General features: G+C 66.5%; 21 protein-coding genes and 1 rRNA gene. 7 read left to right on the forward strand and 15 right to left on the reverse strand.

Features of this window, described 5'->3' with window-relative positions:
- Positions 1-117: 117 nt before the first annotated feature.
- The 3 genes from ACETK3_RS20500 to ACETK3_RS20510 form a co-directional block, all read right to left on the reverse strand.
- Complete coding sequence (locus tag ACETK3_RS20500; protein WP_336886856.1) at positions 118-567, reverse strand: hypothetical protein; 450 nt, start codon at positions 565-567, stop codon at positions 118-120.
- Between the two features lie 333 nt (positions 568-900).
- Entirely contained in the window at positions 901-1,536 is a 636-nt protein-coding gene (locus ACETK3_RS20505; RefSeq protein ID WP_373993514.1) for a GntR family transcriptional regulator, read from the reverse strand.
- Positions 1,537-1,647: 111 nt separating this feature from the next.
- Positions 1,648-2,553, reverse strand: coding sequence for a LysR family transcriptional regulator (locus tag ACETK3_RS20510; RefSeq protein ID WP_373993515.1), 906 nt, complete (start codon positions 2,551-2,553; stop codon positions 1,648-1,650).
- A gap of 129 nt (positions 2,554-2,682) precedes the next feature.
- Here ACETK3_RS20510 and ACETK3_RS20515 point away from each other — a divergent pair, with 129 nt between their 5' ends.
- The 3 genes from ACETK3_RS20515 (at position 2,683) to ACETK3_RS20525 (ending at position 6,568) form a co-directional block, all read left to right on the forward strand.
- Positions 2,683-3,825: a PrpF domain-containing protein gene (locus tag ACETK3_RS20515; protein ID WP_373993516.1), complete on the forward strand. Its 1,143-nt coding sequence runs from the start codon at positions 2,683-2,685 to the stop codon at positions 3,823-3,825.
- Between the two features lie 57 nt (positions 3,826-3,882).
- Positions 3,883-5,193: a C4-dicarboxylate transporter DctA gene (gene dctA, locus ACETK3_RS20520; RefSeq protein ID WP_237429192.1), complete on the forward strand. Its 1,311-nt coding sequence runs from the start codon at positions 3,883-3,885 to the stop codon at positions 5,191-5,193.
- Positions 5,194-5,311: 118 nt separating this feature from the next.
- On the forward strand, positions 5,312-6,568 hold the full coding sequence (locus ACETK3_RS20525) for an SLC13 family permease (protein ID WP_373993517.1): 1,257 nt from the start codon (positions 5,312-5,314) through the stop codon (positions 6,566-6,568).
- Between the two features lie 27 nt (positions 6,569-6,595).
- Here the strand turns inward: ACETK3_RS20525 and ACETK3_RS20530 are convergent, their stop codons facing one another.
- From ACETK3_RS20530 to ACETK3_RS20560, 7 genes are read right to left on the reverse strand one after another with little or no spacing between them, the layout of a single operon-like run.
- Positions 6,596-6,742 carry a hypothetical protein gene (locus ACETK3_RS20530; RefSeq protein ID WP_373993518.1) on the reverse strand — a complete coding sequence of 49 codons (147 nt, stop codon included), beginning with the start codon at positions 6,740-6,742 and terminating at the stop codon, positions 6,596-6,598.
- Positions 6,742-8,115: an NtaA/DmoA family FMN-dependent monooxygenase gene (locus ACETK3_RS20535; RefSeq protein WP_373993519.1), complete on the reverse strand. Its 1,374-nt coding sequence runs from the start codon at positions 8,113-8,115 to the stop codon at positions 6,742-6,744. Before ACETK3_RS20535 ends, ACETK3_RS20530 begins: the two co-directional genes overlap by 1 nt.
- An 11-nt stretch (positions 8,116-8,126) precedes the next feature.
- Positions 8,127-9,185, reverse strand: a complete 1,059-nt coding sequence (locus ACETK3_RS20540; protein ID WP_373993520.1) for an LLM class flavin-dependent oxidoreductase — start codon at positions 9,183-9,185, stop codon at positions 8,127-8,129.
- Positions 9,182-10,018 (reverse strand): DUF1684 domain-containing protein, encoded by an 837-nt coding sequence (locus ACETK3_RS20545; RefSeq protein WP_237429196.1) that lies wholly within the window; start codon positions 10,016-10,018, stop codon positions 9,182-9,184. The genes ACETK3_RS20540 and ACETK3_RS20545 overlap by 4 nt, the downstream gene beginning before the upstream one ends.
- Positions 10,015-11,070 carry a transporter substrate-binding domain-containing protein gene (locus ACETK3_RS20550; protein WP_373993521.1) on the reverse strand — a complete coding sequence of 352 codons (1,056 nt, stop codon included), beginning with the start codon at positions 11,068-11,070 and terminating at the stop codon, positions 10,015-10,017. The genes ACETK3_RS20545 and ACETK3_RS20550 overlap by 4 nt, the downstream gene beginning before the upstream one ends.
- A 13-nt stretch (positions 11,071-11,083) precedes the next feature.
- The gene (locus ACETK3_RS20555) at positions 11,084-11,893 is read right to left on the reverse strand and encodes an amino acid ABC transporter ATP-binding protein (protein ID WP_373993522.1); all 810 of its coding nucleotides are present in this window, start codon (positions 11,891-11,893) and stop codon (positions 11,084-11,086) included.
- Positions 11,893-12,900 (reverse strand): amino acid ABC transporter permease, encoded by a 1,008-nt coding sequence (locus ACETK3_RS20560; protein WP_236820768.1) that lies wholly within the window; start codon positions 12,898-12,900, stop codon positions 11,893-11,895. Before ACETK3_RS20560 ends, ACETK3_RS20555 begins: the two co-directional genes overlap by 1 nt.
- A gap of 296 nt (positions 12,901-13,196) precedes the next feature.
- Between ACETK3_RS20560 and ACETK3_RS20565 the strand changes: the two genes are divergently transcribed.
- The 4 genes from ACETK3_RS20565 (at position 13,197) to ACETK3_RS20580 (ending at position 18,659) form a co-directional block, all read left to right on the forward strand.
- A complete protein-coding gene (locus tag ACETK3_RS20565; RefSeq protein WP_373993523.1) occupies positions 13,197-15,137 on the forward strand; it encodes an FAD/NAD(P)-binding protein in 1,941 nt (646 codons plus the stop codon).
- Between the two features lie 4 nt (positions 15,138-15,141).
- Positions 15,142-15,714: a GNAT family N-acetyltransferase gene (locus ACETK3_RS20570; RefSeq protein WP_237429200.1), complete on the forward strand. Its 573-nt coding sequence runs from the start codon at positions 15,142-15,144 to the stop codon at positions 15,712-15,714.
- Between the two features lie 9 nt (positions 15,715-15,723).
- Positions 15,724-17,499, forward strand: a complete 1,776-nt coding sequence (locus tag ACETK3_RS20575) for a helicase HerA-like domain-containing protein (RefSeq protein ID WP_373993524.1) — start codon at positions 15,724-15,726, stop codon at positions 17,497-17,499.
- Between the two features lie 167 nt (positions 17,500-17,666).
- The gene (locus ACETK3_RS20580) at positions 17,667-18,659 is read left to right on the forward strand and encodes a hypothetical protein (protein ID WP_373993525.1); all 993 of its coding nucleotides are present in this window, start codon (positions 17,667-17,669) and stop codon (positions 18,657-18,659) included.
- 68 nt (positions 18,660-18,727) lie between these two features.
- Here ACETK3_RS20580 and ACETK3_RS20585 read toward each other — a convergent pair whose 3' ends face one another.
- From ACETK3_RS20585 to rrf, 5 genes are all read right to left on the reverse strand, one after another.
- Entirely contained in the window at positions 18,728-19,597 is an 870-nt protein-coding gene (locus ACETK3_RS20585) for a type IV toxin-antitoxin system AbiEi family antitoxin domain-containing protein (RefSeq protein WP_373993526.1), read from the reverse strand.
- A gap of 167 nt (positions 19,598-19,764) precedes the next feature.
- On the reverse strand, positions 19,765-21,789 hold the full coding sequence (locus tag ACETK3_RS20590) for an NHL domain-containing thioredoxin family protein (RefSeq protein ID WP_373993527.1): 2,025 nt from the start codon (positions 21,787-21,789) through the stop codon (positions 19,765-19,767).
- A complete protein-coding gene (locus ACETK3_RS20595; protein ID WP_373993528.1) occupies positions 21,789-23,966 on the reverse strand; it encodes a cytochrome c oxidase assembly protein in 2,178 nt (725 codons plus the stop codon). Before ACETK3_RS20595 ends, ACETK3_RS20590 begins: the two co-directional genes overlap by 1 nt.
- A 110-nt stretch (positions 23,967-24,076) precedes the next feature.
- Positions 24,077-24,361: an HU family DNA-binding protein gene (locus tag ACETK3_RS20600; protein WP_011693739.1), complete on the reverse strand. Its 285-nt coding sequence runs from the start codon at positions 24,359-24,361 to the stop codon at positions 24,077-24,079.
- Between the two features lie 587 nt (positions 24,362-24,948).
- Positions 24,949-25,065 (reverse strand): 5S ribosomal RNA (gene rrf / locus ACETK3_RS20605).
- Positions 25,066-25,264 lie beyond the last annotated feature (199 nt).

The raw sequence follows: 25,264 nt of genomic DNA on the forward strand, positions 1-25,264 counted from the left end.
TGGGACATTGAAGACCTCCTTGTGGATCGGACTCTTAGACAAGCCCCACTCCACTTGGAGGTCTTCTTTTTGTCACCTAACCACGCCGCATGTTCCTAACCTCCGTGGTCAATACACCTAGGAGGCCATGCGAGCCAGGGGCCGGCTGCCACCTCGCGTCGGAGAACCTTTCCGGTCCAGGATCAGCGCCAGGGCAATTCCGAACATCCACACATCCTTTGCCAGCGCAGTGCCTTGCTGGCTTGGCCGGATCCCGTCCTCCAGGGTCATCTCCGGGATTCGTCGGTACATGGTGAGGAGGGAGCCGGAGAAGAGGCCAAGGCCCAGCCCCGCCAGCCGGCTCGGCACGAACGGTGCCAGGAGTGTTGCGCCCAGGGTCATCTCGGCATAGCTGAGCAGCTTCCCAAAGTTTTCCGGCTCCATCCGGTTCAGCTGCGGATACACCTTGGCGCCCATGCCCTGCAGTCGGGCGGCGCTGTCCTTGTCCAGGTTCCGCTTGCTGTAGCCGGCGTTGAAGATGAACGCTCCGGTGGCCAGGCGGAGGGGAATGTGGCTCAGTTTCATCATTGGTCCCTTCACAATGCGCGGGTTGATGCGGGAGAGCTTAATCCGCCCGGCTTTGCCCCGCCAGAGCCCACAGCCGGACGCTTCCAAAGGGAAGCACCCCTGGAGGGTTCGACGGCGGCACTCGCCTGGCCGCCGCCGTCGTACGTTCTAGCAGGCTGACCACGTGCAGCAGGCACCTGAAAAGCAAGGTGGGGCAGGCTCATTGGAGCCTGCCCCACCTCTTGCGCCGGCTGACGTCCTGCGCCCGACTTTCGGGTTTCCTGTTGCGATGGAGTATGCAGGAACATCGGCCGGCGGGTCTTGTAGGGGACACTGCCAGGCCGCGGGTGCGGCCTAGAGCGTCCTGGGATCCTCGGCGTACATCTTCAACCTGATGGCCAAAGCGTCCGACATGTGGCGGGCGGCGCTCTCCCCCGCGCGTCCGGGCTCGCCGTCCCCGATGGCGGCCAGCAGGTCGGCGTAGTCTGCCAGCACCACCGGCCACCTTCCGGGGTAGGTCAGTGTAGTGAGGGTGTACCGGCGCACCTGCTGGTCCAGGCGCTCCAGCAGGCTGATGAGCGACGGGCTGTGGGTGGCGTGCCACAGCTGGGCGTGGAAGGCGCGGTTGGTTTCCGCGAGTGCCCGGCCGTCGCCGGCATCCAGCTGCTGCATCTGCGTCAGCAGCCCCGTGAGCAGTTGACGGTCCAGGGCTGTTGCCTTGACGGCGGCCTTGGCGGCGGCGGCCTGCTCCAGAATGATCCTCGACTCGTAGATATCGATGATCTCCTCAGCCGAATGCGTGCGGACCACCACTGCCTTGCCGCGACGTTCGACGAGCCCGTCCTGCTCCAGCCGCTGAAGGGCTTCGCGGACAGGAGTTCTCGAAGCACCGTAACGTTCCGTGAGTTTGGCCTCGGTGAGGGGCTCGTCCGGGGCGAAGACACTTGCCAGGACGTCTTCGCGGAGCCGCTGGTGGATGGGGGTGGCCAATGCTTCCTCTTCTACGTTGGAGTACGCACACCATTGTATACAGTCGTGCACAAACACCGGGCTCCTGCACGGCAGGGGCCTAACTCTTCTCCGAACCGCGGCCGCTCTCGGTCAGGAGGACTGCCCCTTCGCGATGGACTGGAACACCTTCGTGGCCTGCTGCGCGGCGGGGCTGAGCCTCCGGTTTGCCAAGTGGGCAAGGAGGATCCGGCGCTTTGGGGATCCAGCCAAGGGGACCGCGACGACGTCGGGGCGGAGGGCGGTCAGCGCCAGCTTGGGCGCCAGGGCGATTCCGATGCCTGCAGCCACCATGCCTTGCGTCTCTTGGTAATCGTTGGCTGCGAACGCGATCCGCGGCTCGAACCCTGCGTCACGGCACACCCGGCTGAGGACGTCGGCAACGGGGTGCTCGTCGCGCACCACCCATTCCTGGTCGCTCAGTGCGCCGATGCGGACCGAGGCCAGTTTCGCGATGGGGTGGTCACGCGGTACCAGCAGCACCGTTGGATCATTCATCAGCCTGACCAGGGTCAAATCGGGATCGTCGATCTGCTGCCACGGATAGTCCCACAGCAGCGTGAGTTCGATTTCCCGTCGCCGAAGCCGTTCCAGCAGGCCGTCCCGCCTGGCACTGACAACCGTTACCGCCACCTCAGGGTGCCGGGCCCGGAACGCCAGCACAACGTCCGGCATCAGCGATGCTCCCACGGTGGGGAAAGTCCCCAGTCGCAATTGCCCCCGTCGAAGGCCCGCGAACTCCCCCATTTCGGCGCGGGCAGCTTCAACGGTCCTGTCGATCTCATCCGCGTAATGCAGGAGGGCGTGTCCCGCTTCGGTCAGGACCACACCCCGGGGGTGGCGTTCGATGAGGACCACGCCCATCTCCTGCTCAAGTTTGGCTATCTGCTGCGAGACCGCCGAGGTCGTGAACGAAAGGGCCGCAGCAGCGGATGTCAGCGAGCCGGAGCGGCCCACTTCACGAAGCACATGAAGCCGGTGAAGGTCGAGGATTGCCATAGGTTGAGTTTAGCAAAAGTAGACACTTGTCGATTTTCTTGTGATTGTGCTGAAGCCTCTTATCCCGGATCGTAGAAGTACGAGGTGCTGTGAAGTAGAGCACCCTGCACGTTACAAGGGAGAAATACAGTGGGACTCAAAGGACATTGGTACCGGGGCGGCACCAGCAAGTGCTGGCTCTTCGATGCCAGGGACGTGGCCCTCCATGCCCCCACCCGCGAGGAAATCCCCGCACTGCTGTCAGCAGCTTTCGGCGCAGCGGATGCGCGGCAGCTGGACGGCGTCGGGGGCGGCACGTCCACCACGTCAAAGGCTGCAGTCATCTGGGCAACTCCTGACACCGAGGCAGACCTTGACTACCTTTTTGCCCAGGTGGGAATCGGTGACCCTACCGTTGAGCTGGGTTCCAACTGCGGCAACTGCGCCACGGCCATTGCGCTGTTCGCAGTCCAGTCGGGCATCGTTGCCGCCCAGGACGGCATGACCAAGGTCCGCATGCGCCATCTGTCCTCCGGGGCGGTGCTCACCGGAAGCGTACCCACCCCGGGAGGGCGCATCCCCAAGTCAGGTTTGGCGCGGGTTCCCGGCAGCAGCGCAGCGGGTGTTCCCGTCAATCTCTCCTTCCACAGCCCCTGGGGCAAGAGCACGGGGTCTGTGCTGCCTACCGGCAACACGGTGGACCAGCTCCAGGTGGAGGGCAAGACGCTCAGTGCCACGATGGTGGATGCAGGCGCCCCCGCCGTGCTCCTCCCAGCCGAGGAAGCCGGCGTCGATCTTTCCTCGATGACGGATAACCTCAGCGCGCAGCTGCCCACGCTCATTGCAGCCCGCGCGTCGGCAGGCCTCATCATGGGCCTGCGGAAGCCGGAGGATCCGCCGCAGAACGCTGTACCGAAAGTGGGTGTTGTAGCGCCTGCCGGCGACTACATCGCAGCCGACGGAACAACCATTCCTGCCGACAGCCACGACGTGCGGGTGCGGATGCTGTCCATGCTCGCGCCGCACCCTGCCATCGGCCTGACCTCAGCCGTGGCAGTTGCCCTTGCAGCCTCGCTGGAGTCATCGGTAGTGGCCAATGCAGCGGGACTATCACCCTCCACCAGCACCGGAAGTCTTCGTGTGCTGCGGATAGGGACGCCTGCCGGCGTGATCACCGCCGACATCATTTCCGATGACACAGGCGCCGTCACCGAAGTGGCCCTCCACCGGGCGGCCCGGCACATCGCTACCGCAGACATCGACGTGGCCCAGCCCGCTGAGCTGTCCGCCTAAAACCCTTATCTCTTTGCCCCATTATTAATGGGGCCGCAACAACCAGGAAGTTGTTCAATGAAGATCAAATCCATCCTCGGACACCTGTATGTCCAGGTACTCATCGGAGTCGCCCTCGGCGTCGTTGTAGGCGCACTGTGGCCGGATCTCGGCGCATCCCTCAAGCCCATCGGTGACGGCTTCGTGAAACTCGTGAAGTTCATGATCGCCCCCATCGTGTTCTGCACCATCGTGGGAGGCATCACCTCCCTGCGGGACACCAAGAAGGTGGGCCCCACCCTGATCCGTTCGCTGGGCCTTTTCTACGCACTGACGGCACTCGCCCTGGCCCTGGGCCTGGCCGCGGTGACGCTGTTCCAGCCCGGCGCCGGCATGCATATTGATCCCACGCACCTGGACTCTTCGGTGGCCCAGAAGTACACCACGCAGCTGCCCAGCAGCAACCCGGTGGACTTCATCCTGAGCATCATCCCCACCACCTTCGTTGGCGCCTTCGCCGACGGTGAGGTCCTGCCCGTGCTGGTCATTGCGCTACTGTGCGGCTTTGCCTTCAGCAAGCTCGGTGCACCCGGGAAGCTGGCCCTGGACGTGGTCAACAGCTTCAACAAGCTGCTCTTCATCATGTTCGGCTACATCATGAAGGTAGCCCCGCTGGGAGCCTTCGGGGCCATGGCATTCACGGTTGGCAAGTACGGCGCGCACTCCATTGGAAACCTCGGCATGCTGATCCTTGCCTTCTACGCCGCCTGCATCGTCTTCGTGGTGGTGGGCCTGGGTGTCCTGGCCAAGATGACCGGTTTCAGCCTGTGGCAGATCCTGCGCTACTTCAAGGACGAGTTCCTGATCGTCCTTGCCACGTCCTCCAGCGAACCCGTCCTGCCGCGCCTGCTCTCCAAGCTCGAACGGATCGGCTGCGACCGCAGCGTTGTGGGACTGGTGGTTCCCACCGGTTACTCCTTCAACCTCACCGGAACGGCCATCTACCTCACCCTCGCCTCCATGTTCATCGCCCAGGCCTGCGACATCCACCTCAACTGGGGCCAGATCCTGCTGATGCTCGGCATGATGCTGCTGACCTCCAAGGGTGCGGCCGGTGTCACCGGCAGCGGATTCGTGGCCCTGGTGGCGACCCTGACCGTCATGCCCACCCTCCCCGTGGCCGGCGTCGCCCTCATCGTTGGCATCGACCGCTTCATGAGCGAGGCCCGAGCCCTCACCAGCACGGTCTGCAACATCGTCTCCTGCGTGGCAATTGCCAAATGGCAGGGCGAGCTGGACATGGCCAAGCTCCGTTCCGAACTCCAGGCCGGCTTCGTGCCCACCGAAGCAGAAAAGGTGCAGCTCGCCGAGCCTGCCCTGGCACACTGACCGCCTGCGCAAAATGAATACCACCGCGGTTCGCCCGGGGCGCCACGCCCCGGGCGAACCGCCGTTGTGGGGTAACGTCGTCGCCAAACCAGCGGTCACCACGACATCGGAGCAGGCCATGACAGCCACCCAAATCATCCCGCTCGTCATCCTGGTGGTGATGTTCATCGTTGCCACCAAGTGGCCGCTGAACATTGGCGTGATGGGACTGGTGGCCTCGTTCGGCGTCGGCTACTTCATGCTTGGCATGACCGACATTGAGATCCTTGCCGAGTTTCCGGCCGCCATCGTCCTGACGATCATCGGCGTCACCTACTTCTTCAGCATGGCCCAACGGAACGGCACCATCGACATCATTGTCCAGGCATGCGTGCGGCTGGTCAGGGGGCGGACGATGCTGTTGCCGTGGGTCTTCTTCCTCGTGGCCGCTGTGTTGACGTCCCTTGGCACGTTCTCTCCCGCCGCCGTCGCGCTCCTTGCCCCGGCGGCCATGGGCTTCGCCTACGAATCGCGCCTCCACCCCGTACTCATGGGGGCGTTCATCATCAACGGGGCCCACGCGGGCGGCTTCTCCCCGCTGTCCGTGGCCGGCGTGCTGGTCCACAACATTTCGGTGAAGAACGGCTTCCCGGTTTCCCCGATGGCGCTGTTCGCCGCCAGCTTCGCGCTCAACCTCATCCTGTCCGTGCTGACCATCATCGCGTTCGTCCTCATGCGGCGGCTGCATGATTCCCGCGGCGGCGCCGGCATGCTGCAAGGCCCCGCCGCGGCCATCCGGCCCCACGGCCAGCAGGTCCTCACCCTGGTACTGATACTGGGGCTGCTGGTGTGCACCTTGGGTTTTCACCTGCCGATTGGGTTCGTGGCCCTCTCCGCCGGCCTCCTGCTGGCGCTGGTCAACATCAAGGAGCACCGCACGTTCATTGGCGGTATTTCCTGGTCCACGGTCCTGCTGGTGGCAGGGATGATCACCTACGTCTCGCTGCTCCAGCGCGTCGGCGTCATCGACACGCTGGCCCAGCAGGCGCTGGCACTCGGCGCACCCCTGCTCATCGCACTTGTCCTGTGCTACGTCATCGGCGTCGGCTCGGCTTTCGCGTCGTCCACCGCGCTACTCACCGCGTTCATCCCGATGGCCGGCCCGCTCCTGGCCGCCAGCAGCCTCAGCGCCTCCGGAACCGTCGCGTCCCTGGCCATCGCGGCGACGGTCGTGGACGTTTCGCCCTTCTCCACCGATGGCGCCCTGGTGGTGGCCAACGCCCGGGAGGACGACCGGCAGCGGGTCTACCGCCAGCTCATGTTCTATGCCGGGGCGGTTGTCCTGGCTGCCCCGGCCATGGCATGGGCGCTCCTTGTGCCCACAGGCATCCTGTAGCCGGCCACACGCCTGACATCACGGGCTCTACAGCCACTGCTCCCACACCGTCAGCTGCAGCCTGACGGTGTGGGAGGACGCACCCACGGAAGGGTCGACGGCGGCGCCCACCTCAGCGCCGTCGTCGACCCTTCCAGCAAGACCGGCCCAGGCAGCAAACCCAGCCCAGTGCATCAGGCGCGAACCGCCTGGGCAGCCTCAGCCACCGTACGCTCCGGCGTCTCCAGCCCCAGGTGCTCGCGGAGCGTGCTGCCGCGGTATTCGGTGGGGTACACGCCGCGTTCCTGCAGTTCCGGCACCAGGTGGTTCACGATGTCGTCCAGGCCGGTGGGAATCAGCCACGGGGAGATATTGAACCCGTCCACCGCGCCAACGCGCGCGTACTCGGCCAGCTGGTCCGCCACCGCCGTGTAGGAACCGGTGAAGGTGGAATCAATCCGCGCCGTCTTGGAGGTGACAAACTGCCGGATGGACAGCCCCTTGTCCTTGGCCTCGGCCCGCCACTGGTCCGCCAACTGCCGGGCCTTGGCGCCGTGGAAACCGCTGCCCCGGGTCTCCGAGGTTTCCTCCACCACGGGATCGATCTCCGGCAGCTGCCCGTCCGGATCGTATTCGGACAGCTCGCGTCCCCAGAACTGCTCAAGGTAGGCGACGGCCTGCTGCGGTCCGATCTGCAGGCTCCGCACCCAGTCCTTCTTCTCCAGCGCTTCTTCGGCAGTGGCGGCGAGGATGAATTCACTCGCGGGCATGATCTGCACCGCGTTTGCCCCACGGCCGGCGGCGATGGACCGCGCCACGAGGTCCTTCCGGAACTCCACGGCGGCGTCGAACTTGGGATGGGCCGAGAAGATCACGTCCGCCTGCCGGGCGGCGAAGTTGCGTCCCTCGGGCGAATCGCCGGCCTGGAAGAGCACCGGCCGGTACTGGGCGCTGCGCGGCAGCCGCGGCGTCACATCCACCGTGTAGTGCTGGCCCTCGTGCAGCACACGCCGGGCGGGCCCTTCCGGAGTTTCCCACGAGTCCCAGATCCGTTTGGCGGTCTCCACGAACGCTTCAGCGTGCTTGTACCGGTCGGCGTGGTCCAGGTAGCCGCCGCGGCGGAAGTTCGCCCCGGTCCACGCGTTGTCCGTGGTCACGATGTTCCACGCCGCGCGGCCGCCGGAGATCAGGTCCAGCGAGGCGAGCCGGTGCGCCAGGTCCGCGGGATCGTTGTAGGTGGTGTTCTGCGTGGCCACCAGGCCGATGTTCTCCGTGACGGACGCAAGGGCGGCAAGCATGGTCTGTGCGTCCGGCCGGCCCACCACATCCAGGGCGTGCGGGCGGCCCAGGTGCTCGCGCAGGCGCAGCCCCTCCCCCAGGAAGAACGCGGCAAAGAGGCCCCGCTCGGCGGTCTGTGCGATGCGGCGGAAGGACTCGAAGTCTGTCTGTGATCCGGATTCCGGCGCCTTCCAGATAGTGCCGGAGTTGACGCCCTGGAAGAAGACGCCGAACTGGATCTGGCCGCTCGGCACAAAAACATCGGATTTAGCACGGCTGTGCTGCGTCATGGTGTTTCCCCTTACTTTCCCGCGCCCTGAGGCGCAGCGGTGGCAGATGCGTAACGGCTGGCCGGGCGCTCCAGGCCCAGCACGTCGCGGAAGGTCCCGTCCTGGACCACCGGACGGAGCAACCCGCGGCGGCGCAGCTCCGGCAGCACCAGCCGGCTGAGTTCCTCAAGGTCGACAAAGAGCGACGCCGGGTGGAGCCGAACGCCGTCGGCCTCCGCCAGCAGGGACGCCAGGAAGTCCGTGAGCCCCGCCGCGGAACCCGCAAAAGCCGCCCGGCCGCCGTCGAACGTTGCGACCCGTGAACCCGCAGCCTGCCCATGTGCGTCCAGGACGACGTCGAGCTCGGCAACAATGGCGACGCCTCCACCCACCCGCGCCCGTACATCCCGGACCTCGGCCGCCAGCAGTTCAGCAGTGGGCGCGGAGACCAGCACCGCATCCACGGCTTCAGCTGAAACTTCCCCCAGCAGGGACGCCGGCACCAGCACCGGCAGCTGCCCCTGGAGTGGGCGCGGGATGATGGACGGCCCTTTCACGGAGTACCCGGCTCCGGCAAAACCGGCAGGCGTTTCGAAGTCGGCATAGTGGAGCTTGTCCACGTCGATGTACCGGCCGGTGGGGACGTCGCGGATCACGGCGTCGTCCTCCCACGAGTCCCACAGCCGCCGGGACACCTCGATGGAGGCAGCGGCTTCCTGTCCCAGCGCGGCACCGGTTACGGAGGAGCGTCCGACGGCGGCAGCCGCCTCGGGCGATTCGGCCACGGCCACGATCCACCCGGCCCGGCCCAGGGAGACATAGTCCAGGCTGGCCAGCTGGGTGGAGACGTGGAACGGATCGGTGTAGACAGTGTCCACCTCGGGAACCAGTGCGATGGTCCGTGTCACGGGCCCGGCGAACGCGGCGCGCTGCAAAGCGTTCGTCCGGCCCGGAGCAGGCGCATCGGTGAACGTGGCGGCGTGGAAGCCCGCCGACTCGGCCGCCAGAACCGCCCGGGTGATGTCCGCACCGTCCCGGCCGGCGCCGTCGAGCTCGATGGCCACGAAACCCGGCCTGGGAAAAGTACTCACTGCTGGTCCTGACGTTCGTAGGGAATCTTCTCGCCGGCCTCGATGGCCACGGGCAGCCGGTTTTCGGCCGGCGGCAGCGGGCAGGTGGCCAGGTCCGTGTAGGCGCAGGGCAGGTTCACGGCCCGGTTGAAGTCCAGCAGCACGGAGCCGTCCGCGCCGGGCACCACCGAAAGCGAGCGGTTCGCCGCATAGGTGGTCTTGCCGGAGGTCTGGTCCGTGAACAGGACGGACAAGGAGCCCGGGGCATGGCCGTTGAACGCGGTGAGCACCAGCTCCTGGCCGGCCAGCTTGAAGCGGATCTCGCCCGGGGCCTCGTACACATGCTGGATGCCTTCGACGGCGGCACCCACGGTGGTGGGCCGCGGCGCCTCGAACGGCACGAACGTTCCGCGGACCGCGTACGCCGCATCGGGCGAGTAGGCGGGCGTTCCCTGGTACTCCTGCAGGAGCGGGTTTTCCGGATGACGCGGCCGCACGATGTACTCACCGCCGCGCTTGGCCAGTTCGATGACTGAATCGCCGGAAACCAGGTTGATGCCGCCGCGCTCCTCGATCGGCCCGAACTCCAGGGTCGCGCCGGACGGCGTGTTCAGCTCCCTGCCGTCCTGCTGCAAAATGTCACCCGGCGCCAAAACCACGCGGACGACGTCGGCCTCCACGCTCCAGGTACCGGGGGCACCTTCCAGCGGCGTGGGTTCGTCGCCCAGCCAATGCAGGTGGGTCACGGCCAGGAAACCGTGCGGGTGAGCCCGGTGCTGCTCGTGGGCCGCATGCCATTCCTGCCAGTCGGCGTCGAAGGACTCAAGGGCGGTGCCAGTGGATGATGCGGTCATGATGCCTTCCCTGAGGGAGTTGCAGCGGGCTGCGTTGCCGCGAAGTTCTCCGCCGTAATGGTCTTGGATTCGGGCAGCGCTTCCTCGGACAGGCCCCAGCGCTCCAGCACCTTGCCGTAGGAGCCGTCCTTGATCACCGAATTCAGTGCCTCGGAAATCACCGGAGCCAGCCCGTTGCCGCGCAGGGTGGTGGCGGCCACCAGGGTTTCGGACGGCCAGCCGGCGTTCACCTTGCCCACCACCTTCAGGTCGTCGCGGGTGTTCTCCCGGTACACCGTGGACGGGTAGGGTGCGATGTTCAGGTCGGTCCGGCCGGAGGACAGCGCCAGGATAGTGTCGGCGTCGGACGAGTAGTACTGAAGCGTTGCCGGCGGTTTGCCCTTGCCCTCGAGTTCCTTGTTCCAGGCCAGCAGGATCTTCTCCTGGTTGGTGCCGGACCCCACGGAGATCTTCAGGCCGGAGATGTCGTCCGCGCCCTTGATGTCGTAGGTGGAGGACTTCTTGGCCTCGAAGCCCATGTACGCGGCCCGGTAGCTGGCGAAGTCGAACAGCTTCACCCGGTCCTTGTTCACGCCCACGTTGGAGAACACGGCCTCGAAATCGCCGGACTGGGTCTTCAGCGGCCAGTTCTCCCACGACGTGACCTGGACGTCCAGCTCCAGTCCAAGTTTGTCCGCCACCAGCTGGGCGATGTCCAGCTCCGAGCCGAGGGGCGTCTTGTCGTCCGTGGCGTGGAAGGACAGCGGGATGGAGCCGGCCGTGGTGGCAATGGTGAGCTTGCCGTCCTTGCTGATCAGCCCCGGGACCTTGGCGGCGAGCGCCGCGTCCTTTTCTGCCCGGATCCGCTGCTGGTCCGGCGAAGTGTTGTAGACCACGCCGTTGCGCGCCGCCGTCGTCTGTGCTGCACCGCTGGCATTGCCGGCGGCCGATGCGCCCGGGTCGGCGCAGCCGGCGAGCGCGGCAGTACCAAGGAGTCCGGTGCCAAGAAGGACGACGGCGGGAAGCACCGCGAGTGCGCGGCTGCGGCGTGGGCCGCTGGTTGGGAAAGCCATGGGGTGAAGTCCTTTAGATGTTGTAGGCCGGTTCCAGCACCTTGGAGAAGAAGCTCCGGGTGCGCGGTTCCTGGGGGTTGCTGAAAATGTCCTGCGGGGTGCCCTGTTCCACGATCTGGCCGTGGTCCATGAACACCACGGTGTCCGCCACGTCGCGGGCGAAGCCCATTTCGTGGGTGACGATGATCAGTGTGGTGCCGGACTTGGCCAGTTCGCGGATCACGTCCAGCACCTCGTTGACCAGTTCCGGGTCAAGGGCGGAGGTGGGCTCGTCGAACAGCAGGATTTTGGGGTCCAGGGCCAGGGCGCGGGCGATGGCCACGCGCTGCTGCTGGCCGCCGGAGAGCTGCCGCGGGTAGGCACCGGCGCGGTCCCTGAGGCCCACCCGGTCCAGCAGTTCCAGGCCGCGGCGGCGGGCCTCCTCCTTGGATCGTCCCTGCGCGACGACCGGGGCTTCCGCCACGTTCTCCAAGGCGGTGAGGTGCGGGAACAGGTTGAAGTTCTGGAACACCATGCCGATTTCGGTGCGCTGCTTGAGGATCTCCTTTTCGCGCAGCTCGTGCAGCCGGTCGCCGCGGACCTCGTAGCCCACCAGCTGCCCGTCGATGGCGATGTACCCGCCGTCCACCTTCTCCAGGTGGTTGATGGTGCGCAGCAGGGAGGACTTGCCGGAGCCGGACGGGCCCACGATCACTGCCACGCCGCCCGGCTCTACGGTGAGGCTGACGCCCTTGAGGACTTCGGTGGGCCCGAAGGATTTGCGCACGCTGGTGATCTCCACCAGGCCGCGGGTGGCGGTGGGGGCGGGAAGGGTCTCAGTCATCAGAAGTTCCTCCGGTTGGGCACCGCGTGGGTGGCGAAGAATTTGCGGGCCTTCTGCAGGGGCGTCAGCGGCAGGTTCCGCACCGCACCCTTGGAGTAGTGCCGTTCGATGTAGTACTGGAAGACGCTCAGCACGGACGTGATGACGATGTACCAGAGCGTGGCCACCAAAAGCAGCGGCAGGACCTGCTGGGTGCGGTTGTAGATGACCTGCACCGTATAGAACAGCTCCGAGTAGGCCAGGACGTAGACGATCGAGGTGCCCTTGACCAGGCCGATGATCTCGTTGAACGCCGTGGGCAGGATGGCCCGCATGGCCTGCGGCAGGACAATCCTGGTGGAGCGGCGCCAGCCCGGGATGCCCAGCGCGGCCGCGGCTTCCAGCTGGCCCTGGTCCACCGAGAGGATGCCGCCGCGGATGATCTCGGCCGAGTACGCCGCCTGGTTCAGGGTCAGGCCCAGCACCGCTGCCGCGAACTGGCTGATCAGCGTGGTGGTCTGCACCTCGAAGAACCGGACATCGGTGAACGGGATGCCAAGGCTGATCTTTTCGTACAGGTAGCCCAGGTTGTACCAAAGCAGCATCTGAACCAGCAGCGGCGTGGACCGGAAGATCCAGGAGAACGTCCAGGACACCGAGACCAGCAGCGGCGACGCAGATAGCCGCATCAGCGCCAGGATGAAGCCCAGCACGAAGCCCAGGACCCCGGAGATTGCGGTCAGCTTCAGGGTTTCCACCAGCCCGTTGACCACGGACTGCGCGGTGAACCACTGCGCCACCACGCCCCACTCCCAGCGCGGGTTGGTGGCCAGGGACCAGGCCACGGCAAGGACGCCAAGCGCGACGACGGCAGTCCCCACCCAGCGCCCCGGATGCTTTGCTGCCACCACCCGGTAGGACGAATAGTCGGTGGCCTGCCGGACGGGGGCACCAGGCCCGGTTGGCGGCGCTTCCGCCGCGGGCTGCGGTTGTTGTGACTGCGCCACCTTGGTTGCTGCTGAACTCATGCGCCACCTCGATTCTTGTCGTGAATTCCTTGTGCGGGCGGTTGCCCTTGGCTGTTGCCTCTGATGTGGAGCCCTTGCGGCCCGCTGCTGGCTGCAAATCTAGGACCGCGTGGAACGGGCCAGCAAGGCGGCAGGTTGCATATCTTCACCGGAGTTCGCACGGCGTCATGAGTCGTTTTCTTGCGTCGTTTAACCGGCTGTGACGCGGAGTTAACGGGCATGACCAGGCCCTCGACCGCCGTCGTCACGGCTGCCTAGCATGGGCATCCAATCCACCCCCGCCGTCAGGAGCGCCCATGCCAGCCACCATCCCGGCCATCGTCTTCATCGGCGGCGGACCGCGCACGGCGGGCGTGCTGGAACGGATCGCAGCCAACCGGCCGCACGTCTTCGCCGGTCCGCTGCAGATCCACGTGGTGGAGCCGCACATCCCTGGCTCGGGCCGGATCTGGCGCTACGACCAGGACCCCGGCCTCCTGCTCAACTCGATGGCGGCGGACATCACCATGTTCACCGACGAGTCAGTGGACTGCGCCGGCCCCGCCGCCCCCGGTCCCGGGTTGGCCGAGTGGGCCGCCGGCGTGCTGGACGCCTCCATCATCGACGTTCCGGACTTCCCGCAGCCGCTGTGGAAGCAGCTGCGGACCCTGACCGGCACCACCTTCCCCACGCGGCAACTGCAGAGCCAGTACCTCGAATGGTTCTTCCGCCGCGCCGCACGGTCCCTGGGCCGCAGCGTGACCGTCCACCGCACCACCGCCGTCGGCATCACGGCGCCGGAGGGCGGCGGGCACGACGTTGCGCTGGCCAACGGCCGGACCCTGCACGCCGACATCGTGGTCACCGCCCTCGGCCACACCGACTCAAAGCCGGACGCCGTCTCCGCCGGCTTCGCGGACTTCGCCGCCCGGTACGGCGGCTACCACGCGGCACCCGCCTACACCACCGACGTCGATTACTCCCCCATCGGCTCCGGGCAGGACGTGATCGTCGCCGGAATGGGCCTGGCGTTCGTGGACCTGCTGGCCCTCCTCATGGAAGGCCGCGGCGGCAGGTTCCAGGAAACGAACGACGGCGGGCTGCGCTACGTTCCGTCGGGACGGGAACCACGCCTGTGGGCCGGGTCGCGCCGCGGGGTGCCGTACCACTCGAAGATCTCCGCAGTCCTGCGGGGACAGGCACCCGGGCCGTTGCAGTTCTTTACGGCGGCGGCGGTGGATGCCTTGCTGGAGCAGCACGGCGAACTGGACTTCCGGGAGCACCTCTGGCCGCTGATCGCCAAGGAAGCCGGCTATTACTACTACCGCGAGCTCCTGACCGGCAGCCCCGAGCGGGCAACCATGGGCTGGGATTCCTTCGCCGCGCGGTACGCCGGCCTCGATTGGTACAGCGGCGAGCGTGCGGACCTGGTGGCCGCCGCCGTCCCGGACGCGGGCCTGCACCTGGACCTGGAACGGCTGGACCGCCCCTTTGCCGGGCTTCGCTTCCACGGGCACCAGGCCGTCCAGGATGTGGTGGCCGAGTACATCGAAAATGACCTGGCCCTGCGGGACAGCCCGGATCATCCGGAAACCCTTGCCCTGTTCCTGGCCCTGCTGCACGTCTACATGGAGGTGGGGCGGGTGGTTCCGGCGGAGCGGCTGAACGCACGCTCGCAGCAGCTCATCCACGGCTGGTGGCATGGCTTCTTCAGCTTTGTTGATTCCGGGCCGCCGCCGCACCGGCTGCGCGAGATGCTGGCGCTGCACCGGGCTGGTCTGCTGCAGTTCCTGGGCCCCGGCCTGGAGGTCACTCTTGACGAGGAGGGTGGAACTTTCCGTGCCACTTCACCGCAGTCAGGCGTCTCCGTTTCTGCCCAAGCGTTGATCGAGGCGCGGCTTCCGTCCACCTCCGTGGCCCGCTCGCTTAATCCCGTGCTTGCCTCGCTGTATGAAAGCGGACTCGGAAGCGAGCAGCAGCTGCTGACGTCGGACGGCGTCCACTCCACCGGGAAGCTGTTGGTCTCCGGTGAGCACCGGCTGATGGGAGCCGACGGCAAACCCCAACCCAACCTCTTCGGCATTGGCCCGGGAACGTCCGGCTGGGGCGCGGGCGCCTTCGCCCGGCCCAACACCAACGCCGCGCCCTTCCGGGAAAACGACGCCCTGGCCCGGACCATCCTCGGCGTTGCCCGGGATGCCGCCGCCCCGCCGTCCGGGACAATATCTCCAGAACCAGCCGCTGTTGGAAAGAAGTGAATCCGTGACCGCAGAACCCGACCTCAAACCCCGGTCCCTCGATCCCGCCAGCCTTACGGTCCTCAGCCTGCCCATGCACGATCCGCGGGTCCGACCGCTGCTGGACGAGCTCGCCGTCGAATATGACACCCGCTACGGGGACCTGTTCGGGCGCAGCGCTGCCGCAGAGGAACTGAACCGCTACCCGGCGGAGGAATTCGAGGAGCCGAACGGCGCGCTCCTGGTGATCCAGGAGGACGGCGAGTCGATCGCCGGCGGGGCGTTCCGCCGGTACGACGACACCACCGCGGAACTGAAACGGATCTGGACCCACTCAGCCCACCGGCGTCGTGGCTTGGGCCGTTTTGTGCTGGCCGAACTCGAGGCCATGGCCGCCGCCCGCGGCTACACCCGGCTGTACCTCACCACCGGTCCGCGGCAGCCCGAGGCCAAGCACCTCTACCTGAACACCGGCTACCGGGCGCAGTTCGACGTGGACGCCGATCCGGAGACCATCGGGCCGCTGGCGTTCACCAAGGACCTGGCGCCGCAGAATTGGACGGCGGTGTCTCCCGGCAGGCAGGGCAGCCGCCGCTAAGCTAGCGCCATGGCCACCAAAACCACAGCAGAGAAGCTTGCCACCCTCCAGAAGGGCTACACCCTGGAAGGCGCCACCATCGAGCTGGGAGCCGCCATCATCGACGGCGAACTGCACAAGGACGCGCCGGTGCGGCTGCCGCTGGCCATGATGAACCGGCACGGGCTGGTGGCCGGCGCCACCGGAACCGGCAAGACCGTCACGCTGCACATGATGGCCGAACAGCTCTCCACCGCCGGGGTCCCCGTGTTCCTGGCCGACATCAAGGGCGACCTCTCCGGCCTGGCGACGGCCGCCGTCGGGAGCGACAAACTCAAGGCCCGCACGGACAGCATCGGCCAGCCGTGGGAGGGCAAGACGTTCCCGGTGGAGTTCCTGGCGCTGGGCGGCGACGGCAACGGCGTCCCGGTCCGCGCCACGGTGACCTCATTCGGGCCCATCCTGCTCTCCAGGATCATGGAACTGAACGACACACAGGAATCCAGCCTGCAGCTGGTGTTCTACTTCGCGGACAAGAACGACCTGGAGCTGATCGACCTCAAGGACCTGCGCGCCGTCATCCAGTTCCTCACCTCGGACGAGGGCAAGGACAAGCTGGAGGAACTCGGCGGCCTGTCCAAGGCGACGGCCGGTGTGATCCTGCGGGAGCTCGTGAACCTGGAGGCGAAGGGCCTGGAGAAGTTCTTCGGCGAGCCGGAATTCGACACCGCGGAGCTGCTGCGCACCGCCCCGGATGGCCGCGGGGTGGTCACGTGCCTGGAGCTTCCCACCCTGCAGACCAAGCCCATGCTGTTCTCCACCTTCCTGATGTGGCTTCTTGCAGACCTGTTCGAGGACCTCCCCGAGGCCGGCGACCTGGACAAGCCCAAGCTCGTGTTCTTCCTGGACGAGGCGCACCTGCTCTTCAACGGCGCCACGAAGGCTTTCCTGGACGCCATCACCACCACCGTCCGGCTGATCCGGTCCAAGGGCGTGGGCATCTTCTTCGTCACCCAGACGCCCAAGGACGTGCCCGCCGACGTCCTGGGCCAGCTGGCCAACCGGGTGCAGCACGCCCTGCGCGCGTTCACCCCCGAGGACGCCAAGGCACTGAAGGCCACGGTGTCCACGTTCCCGGTGAGCGACTACGACCTCGAAGAGACCCTGACCTCCGCCGGCATCGGTGAGGCCGTCATCACCGTCATGAACGAAAAAGGCGCCCCCACGCCGGTGGCCCTCACCCGGCTGCGCGCCCCCGAATCCGTCATGGGTCCCAGCGACGAAGCCCTGGTCCGCAGCACCGTGGCCGGTTCGGCGCTGCTGGGCAAGTACGGAACTGCGGTGGACAACCCTTCCGCATACGAGAAGCTGAACGGCAAGGCGGCCGCGCCCACGGGTCCGGCGGCTTCTGAGCCTGCTGGCGGCGCTTCGGCCGGTGCCCCAACTGCTCCTGGCGCTTATGACGTGGACGCTGAAGCACGGAGGATCGAGGAGGAAATCCTGGGCCGGCCCAGCAGCAGGCCACCGCAGGCCCCGGTTCCGGCGCCAGAGGATTCCGACGTGCAGTACGGCACCCCTGATTACAGCGAGCCACGTGAGTCCAAGCCCCGGGCCAAGGCGCCCCGCTCCAGGAAGCCGTCGTCCCCAGAGCCGGAGCCGGGCGGCATGATGGGTGATCTGGGCGGGGTCCTCGGTGGTGCCCTAGGCGGCGGGCTGAAGAGCATGGCACGGTCCATGGGTACGCAGCTGGGCCGCGAATTGCTTCGCGGAGTGTTCGGCACGTCATCCCGCCGCCGCCGTCGCTGACCCGCGTTTCCCAGGCGGCAACTGCTGTCCCTGGCCGATGCCCAGGGCTCCTGTTGCCGCTGTCCCGGCGGCCCGCCGTCGGGCGTTACGTAGGTGTTGCCTGTCTGATTAGGGGGACACCAACTTTAGAGTGCGTCCGCACTGACGTTACTGTGTAGAACGTGCAGATGAGTCAAGCGTTGGTGAGGATCGCGGCCGGATGGCTGTTGGGCCTCATGCTTGCCGTCGCCGGAGCCATCGTGGCCATCAACGTTGTGAACAACACGGTGGCCAGCCCGCAGCAGCCGGTCCGGGAGTACCTGGACGCGCTGAAGAGCGGTGACGGCGGGCGTGCCCTGGGGCTCCTCAAGGCCACCGTTCCACCCAGCAACGCCGCGATGCTGGACGGCCCGGGGCTGCAGTCGTCCGCTTCCCGGCTCTCCAACATCAGTATCGGGGACCCGCAGGAACGCCCGGACAACCACGTGATGGTGCCCATGGACTACACGATCGACGGCAGCCGGCTGCACACGGAATTCCTGCTCCAAAAGACCGGCACCGAGTGGCTGTTCTTCAACACGTGGGCGTTCGTGCCGTCGCGGCTGCCCACCGTGGACATCACCGTGGTCAACGGCAACGAGGCCCAGGTCAACGGTGTTCCCGTGAACATGCCCAACGGCCGCAACTCCTTCGCCGTGTTCTACCCCGGCCAGTACGAGGCCTCCCTGGACGGACAGTACTTCTCCGCTGCCGCCACCCGCGCCACGGTCACCTCCAAGGATGCCCCCGTGGCCCCGCTCAACCTGCTGACCCAGGCCACGGACAAGCTGAAAAGCGACGTTGCCGCCAAGATCCGGGAGTTCCTGGACGGCTGCGCGGCGGAGGCGGTCAAGGAACAGAAACTCCAGCCGGACTGTCCCTTCTATTACGCCAGCAACAACCGGGTCCAGGACGGCAGCATCCGGTGGACCGTGACCGAATACCCGGGCGTCTCGGTGGAGCCGTTCGACGGCCGCTGGGTGGTTGCGCCCCTGGACGGCAAGGCCAAGGTGGAAGCGCTGCAGCAGAACTCGTTCACGGGGGCCTGGTACCCGCTGGACGCAGAGGTGGACTTCAGCTTCACCACCCGCCTGGATGTCACGGGTGACACGGTCAAGGTCACTCCGCAGCTGAGCTTCTAGGCCTGCTTCAGGGTGCTGTGCCAGACTGGCCCAGTTTTGAACCCATGCCTGCCGCGTTCTTCAGTGTCCTAAGCCCAACCGCCCCAAAAACTGGGCTGGTTCGGCTGCGGCCACCGCAGTGACCCGCGAGCCAGGACCTCCCGGACCTGCGCCAGTACGGATTCCGGGGCGAAAACCACGTCGTTATAGAAGAACCTGAGTACGGGTAGTCCGTGACGCACGGCCATGTTGTCCCTGCGGCGGTCCTTTTTGAATTGACGGGCATCAAGATGGAAGGCGAGCCCGTCAATTTCCACGATGAGGAACCCTTCCAGCAGGAAATCCACGCGGCCGATTCCCTCAATCCACACCTGGGTCTCGGTGGCTATGCCGGCATCCCGGAACAGCACCCGGGCCAAGGTTTCCAGGAGAGAGTCTGCGCCGCGTTCAACCTTGGACACAACATTGCGTGCTTTGCCTGACCGGTTACCCTTCAGGTGGCGCAACAGCAGGGACGGCTCAATGTCCCCTCTGTTGTAGGCGCATTCCACCATGACCAGCGACTCGAGTTCCGGCAGGCACAGCAGTGCGTGAAGCAGGACGTCGGGAAGTGCTGCAAGGGTCCGATGACGGGGCCTCTGCGTCAGGGGAAGGCGGTGGCTGACACAACGGACGGCACGTCTTCCGTTGCTTTGCCAATAGTGCGGCCGGGCAGCCGGTTGAAGCTGCCAGAGACCGTAATGCGGGGCGGCAGATGCGCACGTCAGCAGGCTGCGAGCCAGTCCTGCGCCCACCAGCTCGGCATCAGCACCCGGAACGGCCAGCAGCCCGCGCTCCAACCGCACCAACTGCCCGCCACGAACTGCGCGGCTGATCTCCGTTTCCGTCGCCCCGGCGGCAGCCACGTCGCGCCGCAGCAGCACTCCTCCGGCGGATTTGAGGATTTCCGATGGGTCCATGACGCCACAATGTCTGTCCCCAGTGGCTGTCGGCAGGTGTCACGGGCGCTATGTGGACAAGGGGCTGTGCGCACTGGCCCGGTTTTGGGGCCGCAGAAACGGAACTGGCCCCGTCTTCAGGCTTTCAAAGCTTGAAAACTGGGCCAGTTCAGCAGGAAAGAACGCGGTCAGTCCATGCCGCGCAGGTCCAGCACCAGCTCGGTATCACCGTCGGCCTGCAGGACCACCGGGATGCCCCAGTCCTGCTGGTAAAGGTGGCAGGCGGCGTGGTCCGGGATCTCGCCGTCCTCGGTCTCGGGGCCGTCGCAGGCGGCGGCGCGGGCAGTGATGTGCAGCACGCCCTCGGGTACGTCCGCGGACAGCTCCAGGGTGCGCAGCAGTCCCACCGAGGTTCCGCCGCCGGAGACCAGCAGCTCGGGCGGGGTGGAGGAGATCTTCAGCTGCGTGGGGTCGCCCCAGCGGTCATCGAGCTTCTGTCCGGTGGGCGCCGTGAAGCGGACGGTCAGGTCCAGCGTGCCGGGCGCCACGGGGCTCTTGGGCCGCTGGGTCTGGGACGCGCCCTCGTCCACCTGCTGCGCTTCCTTGGGGATCGGTACGTACACCAGCTGGTGCTTGTTGGCCTCAACCACCACCAGCAGGGGTTCCGATCCCGCGGACTGCGTGTGGTCCACGATCACGTCGGAGGGCTCGGCGAGGCCGCGGGCCAGGGTGGACACGGTGCCGGACGCGGGGTCGTAGCGGCGCACGGCTCCGTTGTAGGTGTCGGCAATCGCCACGGAGCCGTCGGGCAGGACAGTCACCCCGAGCGGGTGCTGAAGCCGGGCTTCGGCGGCGGGGCCGTCGCGGAAGCCGAAATCGAACAGGCCCTTGCCCACAGCGGTCTCCACGGTGATGGTGCCGCCGTCGGCGATGACCAGTTTCCGGAGGGCGGAGGTTTCCGAGTCTGCAACCCAGATGTTGCCGTCGGCGTCTTCGGCCAGGCCAGAGGACTGGGCGAACCAGGATTCGTGCGCCGGTCCGTCCAGGAGGCCTTCCAAACCGTTGCCGGCGATGATCGACACGGCACCGGCGACGGGGTCAAAGCTGAAGATCTGGTGCGTGCCGGCCATGGCCACTACCACCGCGTTCAGCTTGCGCGACCACACAACGTCCCAGGGCGAGCTCAGCGCAACGTCCAGCGGGTCGTTGCCCAGTGAGCCGCTGAAGCCGGCGCCTTCCTCGTCCACGCGCGCAGGCCCGGTTTCCAGCAGCCGCTGGATGCCGTTGCCTGCCAGGGTGGAGGCCTTGCCGTCCGTGAGCGAGAGTCCGCGCAGGCGGTGGTTGACCGAGTCGGCAATGACGACGTCGTAGCCCGCCTTGGCTGCCACGTCTTCCGGCAGCAGGACCAGGCCCTGGGGTTCGTTGAACTGGGCGCTGGCGGTGTCCCCCGCGGCGGGACCGTCGGCGTAGCCCTTGGTGCCCGAGCCGAAGGTGGCCAGGACGGTTTCGAAGTCGGTGCCTAGTTCCACCAGGCGGTGGTGCCCGGTGTCGGTGACCAGCCAGGAGCCCTTGTCGGCAGCAACGGCGGCTCCGGCACCTGCTGGCGTGCCGTCGTCGGACGTTCCAGCCAAGGCCGTGGATCCGCGGCCCGGCGGCAGGAAGAGCGCCTTGCCGGGGAAGCGCAGGGTGCCGGAGGTCGCTTCGGGCGCCACGTAGGGGCCTGAGCCGCGGTGCAGCGTGCCCTTGGCTTCGTGCTCGGCGATCAGTTCGGGGATCAGGACGGCCAACCCGTCCGCGTGGCCCTCACCGGAGAGGTGGGCCACGATGTAGCCCTCCGGGTCGATGACCACCAGGGTGGGCCAGGCGCGGGCCGTGTAGGCCTTCCAGGTGTCCAGCTCGGGGTCATCCAGCACGGGGTGGTGGATCTCGTAGCGCTCCACGGCCGCGGCCAGCGCCACCGGGTCCGCCTCGTGCTCGAACTTGGGCGAGTGGACGCCCACGGTGACCAGCACATCGGAGTACTGCTGCTCCAGCGGGCGCAGCTCATCCAGGACGTGCAGGCAGTTGATGCAGCAGAAGGTCCAGAAATCGAGCAGCACGATCTTGCCGCGCAGGGCCTCCAGGTCAAGGGTCTTGCCACCGGTGTTCAACCAGTTGCGGCCCACCAGTTGGGAGGCCCGGACCCGGGCATGCGTGCGTACGGTTTCGCTCATCAGCGTCCTTCCAGCTTGTTGCGTTCAGCCAGCCTGGCATCGCGTTCGGCCAATTTGGCAAACATATCGTTGTAAGCGGTTAGATCGGCGTCATTATTCCTGTCCGCCGCGCGGTCCACGCGTGTCGCCTCCCGCTGGCTCGACCCGGACCACATAATGGCGACGCCGATCGCCACCAGCAGCGTGGGCACCTCACCGATGCCCCAGGCCACGGCGCCGCCGGCCTGCTGGTCCGCCAGGGCCGAGGGGCCCCAGGCACGGCCGAGGTTGCCGAAGTAGTCCGCAGCCAGGAGCCCGGTCCCGCCCATGATGGAGACCCCGAAGAAGGCGTGGAAGCCCATGGTGGCCAGGAGCAGGAGCAGCCGCATGGGGTACGGCGCCCGGCGGGGAAGCGGGTCCGTGCCGATCATGGTCAGCACGAAGATGTACCCCGTCAGCAGGAAGTGCAGGTTCATCAGTTCATGGCCCACGTGCTCCCGCATGGCGAAGCCGAACAGGTCCGAGTAGTAGAACAGCACGATGGAGCCGGCAAAGTTGGCCGCCGCGAACAGCGGGTGCGTGACCAGCTGCGAGAACTTGGAGTGCACGAAGACCAGGAGCCACTCCCGCATGCCGCGGGAGCCGTCGCCACGGGCAGGCAGCGCCCGCAGTGCCAGGGTCACCGGAGCGCCCAGCACCAGGAAGATTGGCGCCACCATGGTCAGCGCCATGTGGTCCACCATGTGCGCGGAGAACAGGATGCGGCCATAGACCGACGGCGGCCCGGACGTGATGTAAGTCAGCACCACCAGGCCAATGACCCAGTTCAGCGACCGGAACCAGGGCCAGGAGTCGCCTCGCCTGCGGATCTTGGCGACGCCCATGAAGTAGGTCACCAGCCCGAACAGGGCAACGCCCACCCAGATCCAGTCCAGCCGCCACTCGGTGAGCCAGCGTTCCGGCGTGAGTTCGGGCGGCAGCTCGTAGCCGCTGAGGATGAAGGCGGGTGACGCGTTGGGGGCGGGCTCGGTGGGCTGTGGCGGGGCTGAGCGGCCCAGGGCCACGGCGATGCCGGACGTGGCGCCCATGATCAGCAGTTCAGCGACAATGAGCTGCCACAGGACGCGCCTGGAGGACAGGGTGGAGCCCTTGCGTCCCAGTTGCGGAATGACCCACTGCCGGTGCATGAAGCCGATACCGCCCAACACCACCGCGGCTGCGGTCTTGGCCAGGATCAGCTGTCCGTAGGCGGAACCGAAGAGATCGGACCAGCTGGTGACGCGGATGCTGGCGTTGATGATGCCTGAGGCGAAGACCAGTACGAAAGCGAACCCGGCCAGGCTGGAGAAGCGCCGGAGTGTGGGTTCGGTGATGTCAGTTGCCGCGCCGGGCTTCGCCTCGGTCAGGATGCCGGAGAGCAGGGCCAGGATGATGATGCCGCCCACCCAGGTGGTCACGCCCACAAGGTGCAGGCCGAGCGAGTTGATGGCGCCTTCGTGGTCGGAAGAGCTTGACGAGTGGCCGATCAGGGCTGTGGGTACCAGGCCGATCAGGGCCAGAATGAGGGTGAGGGCCAGGCCGCCCAGGGACCGGACGCCGAACAGCGCGGTGGTGACCACTGCGGCAATGATGATGACGGCGAGCCATGCGCGGCCGGTTTCAATATCGGTCATGAAGTAGACCAGCGCCTGGGTGAAGGCGGGATCACCGGACAGCCCCTGCCCTGCTACGTCGCCGTACGTGAATACCAGGACTGCGATGGCGGACAAGGTCCACACCGCACCGGCGACAGCTGCTATCGCCAGCGCGCGGGTGAAGGCGGGGTGCTCCGGCGCTTCACTGCCTCCTGAAGCTGCCGTTCCCCGGCCTCGCGGGGTGTGGTGCCGGGCGTTGAGGTTCTTCGGAAGGATGCCGACGGCGAAGACCAGGCCCCCGACGACGGTCGCCAACGAAATGTTATGGATGGCCTTGCTGATCGGCAGGCCCCACCGGACCAGTGCACCGGGATCGGCAACGCTGCGGGCCGCTGCGGCGCCGGAGAAGATCAGGGCTGCCGCGAGGCCAAGGAAGAGCGCCGCCAGGCCCGCAAGCTGCCAGGGCAGCGTAATCCCCCGGGTTCCGGCATCCCGGACCGCAGCTCCCTTGCCGGGATCGGTCTGGGGAGGGGTGGAACGTGGTTTTGCGGCAGAAGACACCATTCCATTGTCCGCCACGCCCGCCCAGGCCGCGAATCCGGGTTAAAAGCAAGGAGCGGCAACCTCTCGGTTGCCGCTCCTGTTCCGGCCGGTGATATGCCGGCAGGGGAAGCCTACTTCTTGGAGACTGCAGCCTTCAGCTTGGAGCCTGCGGTCAGCTTCACGCTGTGGCCTGCTGCAATCTGGATGGTCTCGCCGGTTTGCGGGTTGCGGCCGGTGCGGGCTGCACGGTCGGTGCGCTCAACTGCGAGCCAGCCCGGGATGGTGATCTTCTCGCCGGCGGCGACAGAAGTCTCGAAAACCTCGAACAGTGCATCGAGGACGGAGTTAACGGCAGCCTGGCTGGTGCCGGCCTTGCCTGCTACCTCTGCAACAAGTTCACTACGGTTCTTAGCCATTTATGTCCTCCTGGACGGTTCTGATTCTGGAGCCTGCACGCGGCATGCGCACAGGCCACTGTCCGAAAACTTACCAGCTTGGGCCCTTCCGATCCGCAAATTCCGCGTGTTTCCGGGACTTTTTGAGGTTAATCACCGATTCCGGGCCATATTCGCGCCCCGTCGAGACTACTTTGCGCTCCCGGCCCGGTTTCCTCACCGGCGCCCGCTCACCTCTGGCAGGTTCTCCCGCGACGCCGGCTCACCTCTGGCAGGTTCTCCCCCGACGCCCGCTCACGTCTGGCAGGTTCCCGCCCGACGCCCGCTCGCGTCTGGCAGGTTTTCCCTGGGCGCCCGCTCTCAAGGCATCGTTACCAGGTGAGCGGGGGTTGATCGTTTACCCGCCAGAAGTGAGCGGGGGTTGATCGCTTACCCGCCAGAAGTGAGCTGGGGTTGATCGTTTACCGGTCAAAGGTGAGCGGGGGTTGGTGTTTTACCCGCCGGAGGTGAGCTTGGGTTTCTGGGGGCCGGCCCCGGTACCCTTTTTGGTTGTTAAATGTGGGAGGCCCCAACCATGTGGTGGTTGGGGCCTCGACCAGTTAATGATGTTCCGGCGGTGACCTACTCTCCCACACCCTCCCGGGTGCAGTACCATCGGCGCTGTGGGTCTTAGCTTCCGGGTTCGGAATGGGACCGGGCGTTTCCCCCACGCTATGACCGCCGTAACCTTTTCACCCGAACCCCCTGGGTGTTGCCGGGGGTGGGAAGACTGTGGTTACAACATTGGTGGTGTTGTTGTATGTAGTTGTTGGTTCCGTGCCATTAACCCGTGGTGTTGGGGGTTGTTGGTTGGGAACCACATAGTGGACGCAAGCAGAGTTTTGTATGTTCTGTGTGGTGTAAGTTGTTGGCCTATTAGTACCG

The organism is Arthrobacter sp. E44 (assembly GCF_041877125.1).
Taxonomy (GTDB): Bacteria; Actinomycetota; Actinomycetes; order Actinomycetales; family Micrococcaceae; genus Arthrobacter.

Bases quoted from the DNA above. Each gene is read 5' to 3' on its own strand.
- ACETK3_RS20500 (WP_336886856.1), bottom strand. From the start codon at position 567: ATGATGAAACTGAGCCACATTCCCCTCCGCCTGGCCACCGGAGCGTTC.
- ACETK3_RS20510 (WP_373993515.1), bottom strand. From the start codon at position 2,553: ATGGCAATCCTCGACCTTCACCGGCTTCATGTGCTTCGTGAAGTGGGC.
- dctA (WP_237429192.1), top strand. From the start codon at position 3,883: ATGAAGATCAAATCCATCCTCGGACACCTGTATGTCCAGGTACTCATC.
- ACETK3_RS20525 (WP_373993517.1), top strand. From the start codon at position 5,312: ATGACAGCCACCCAAATCATCCCGCTCGTCATCCTGGTGGTGATGTTC.
- ACETK3_RS20530 (WP_373993518.1), bottom strand. From the start codon at position 6,742: ATGCACTGGGCTGGGTTTGCTGCCTGGGCCGGTCTTGCTGGAAGGGTC.
- ACETK3_RS20535 (WP_373993519.1), bottom strand. From the start codon at position 8,115: ATGACGCAGCACAGCCGTGCTAAATCCGATGTTTTTGTGCCGAGCGGC.
- ACETK3_RS20545 (WP_237429196.1), bottom strand. From the start codon at position 10,018: ATGACCGCATCATCCACTGGCACCGCCCTTGAGTCCTTCGACGCCGAC.
- ACETK3_RS20550 (WP_373993521.1), bottom strand. From the start codon at position 11,070: ATGGCTTTCCCAACCAGCGGCCCACGCCGCAGCCGCGCACTCGCGGTG.
- ACETK3_RS20555 (WP_373993522.1), bottom strand. From the start codon at position 11,893: ATGACTGAGACCCTTCCCGCCCCCACCGCCACCCGCGGCCTGGTGGAG.
- ACETK3_RS20560 (WP_236820768.1), bottom strand. From the start codon at position 12,900: ATGAGTTCAGCAGCAACCAAGGTGGCGCAGTCACAACAACCGCAGCCC.
- ACETK3_RS20565 (WP_373993523.1), top strand. From the start codon at position 13,197: ATGCCAGCCACCATCCCGGCCATCGTCTTCATCGGCGGCGGACCGCGC.
- ACETK3_RS20575 (WP_373993524.1), top strand. From the start codon at position 15,724: ATGGCCACCAAAACCACAGCAGAGAAGCTTGCCACCCTCCAGAAGGGC.
- ACETK3_RS20580 (WP_373993525.1), top strand. From the start codon at position 17,667: ATGAGTCAAGCGTTGGTGAGGATCGCGGCCGGATGGCTGTTGGGCCTC.
- ACETK3_RS20585 (WP_373993526.1), bottom strand. From the start codon at position 19,597: ATGGACCCATCGGAAATCCTCAAATCCGCCGGAGGAGTGCTGCTGCGG.
- ACETK3_RS20590 (WP_373993527.1), bottom strand. From the start codon at position 21,789: ATGAGCGAAACCGTACGCACGCATGCCCGGGTCCGGGCCTCCCAACTG.
- ACETK3_RS20595 (WP_373993528.1), bottom strand. From the start codon at position 23,966: ATGGTGTCTTCTGCCGCAAAACCACGTTCCACCCCTCCCCAGACCGAT.
- ACETK3_RS20600 (WP_011693739.1), bottom strand. From the start codon at position 24,361: ATGGCTAAGAACCGTAGTGAACTTGTTGCAGAGGTAGCAGGCAAGGCC.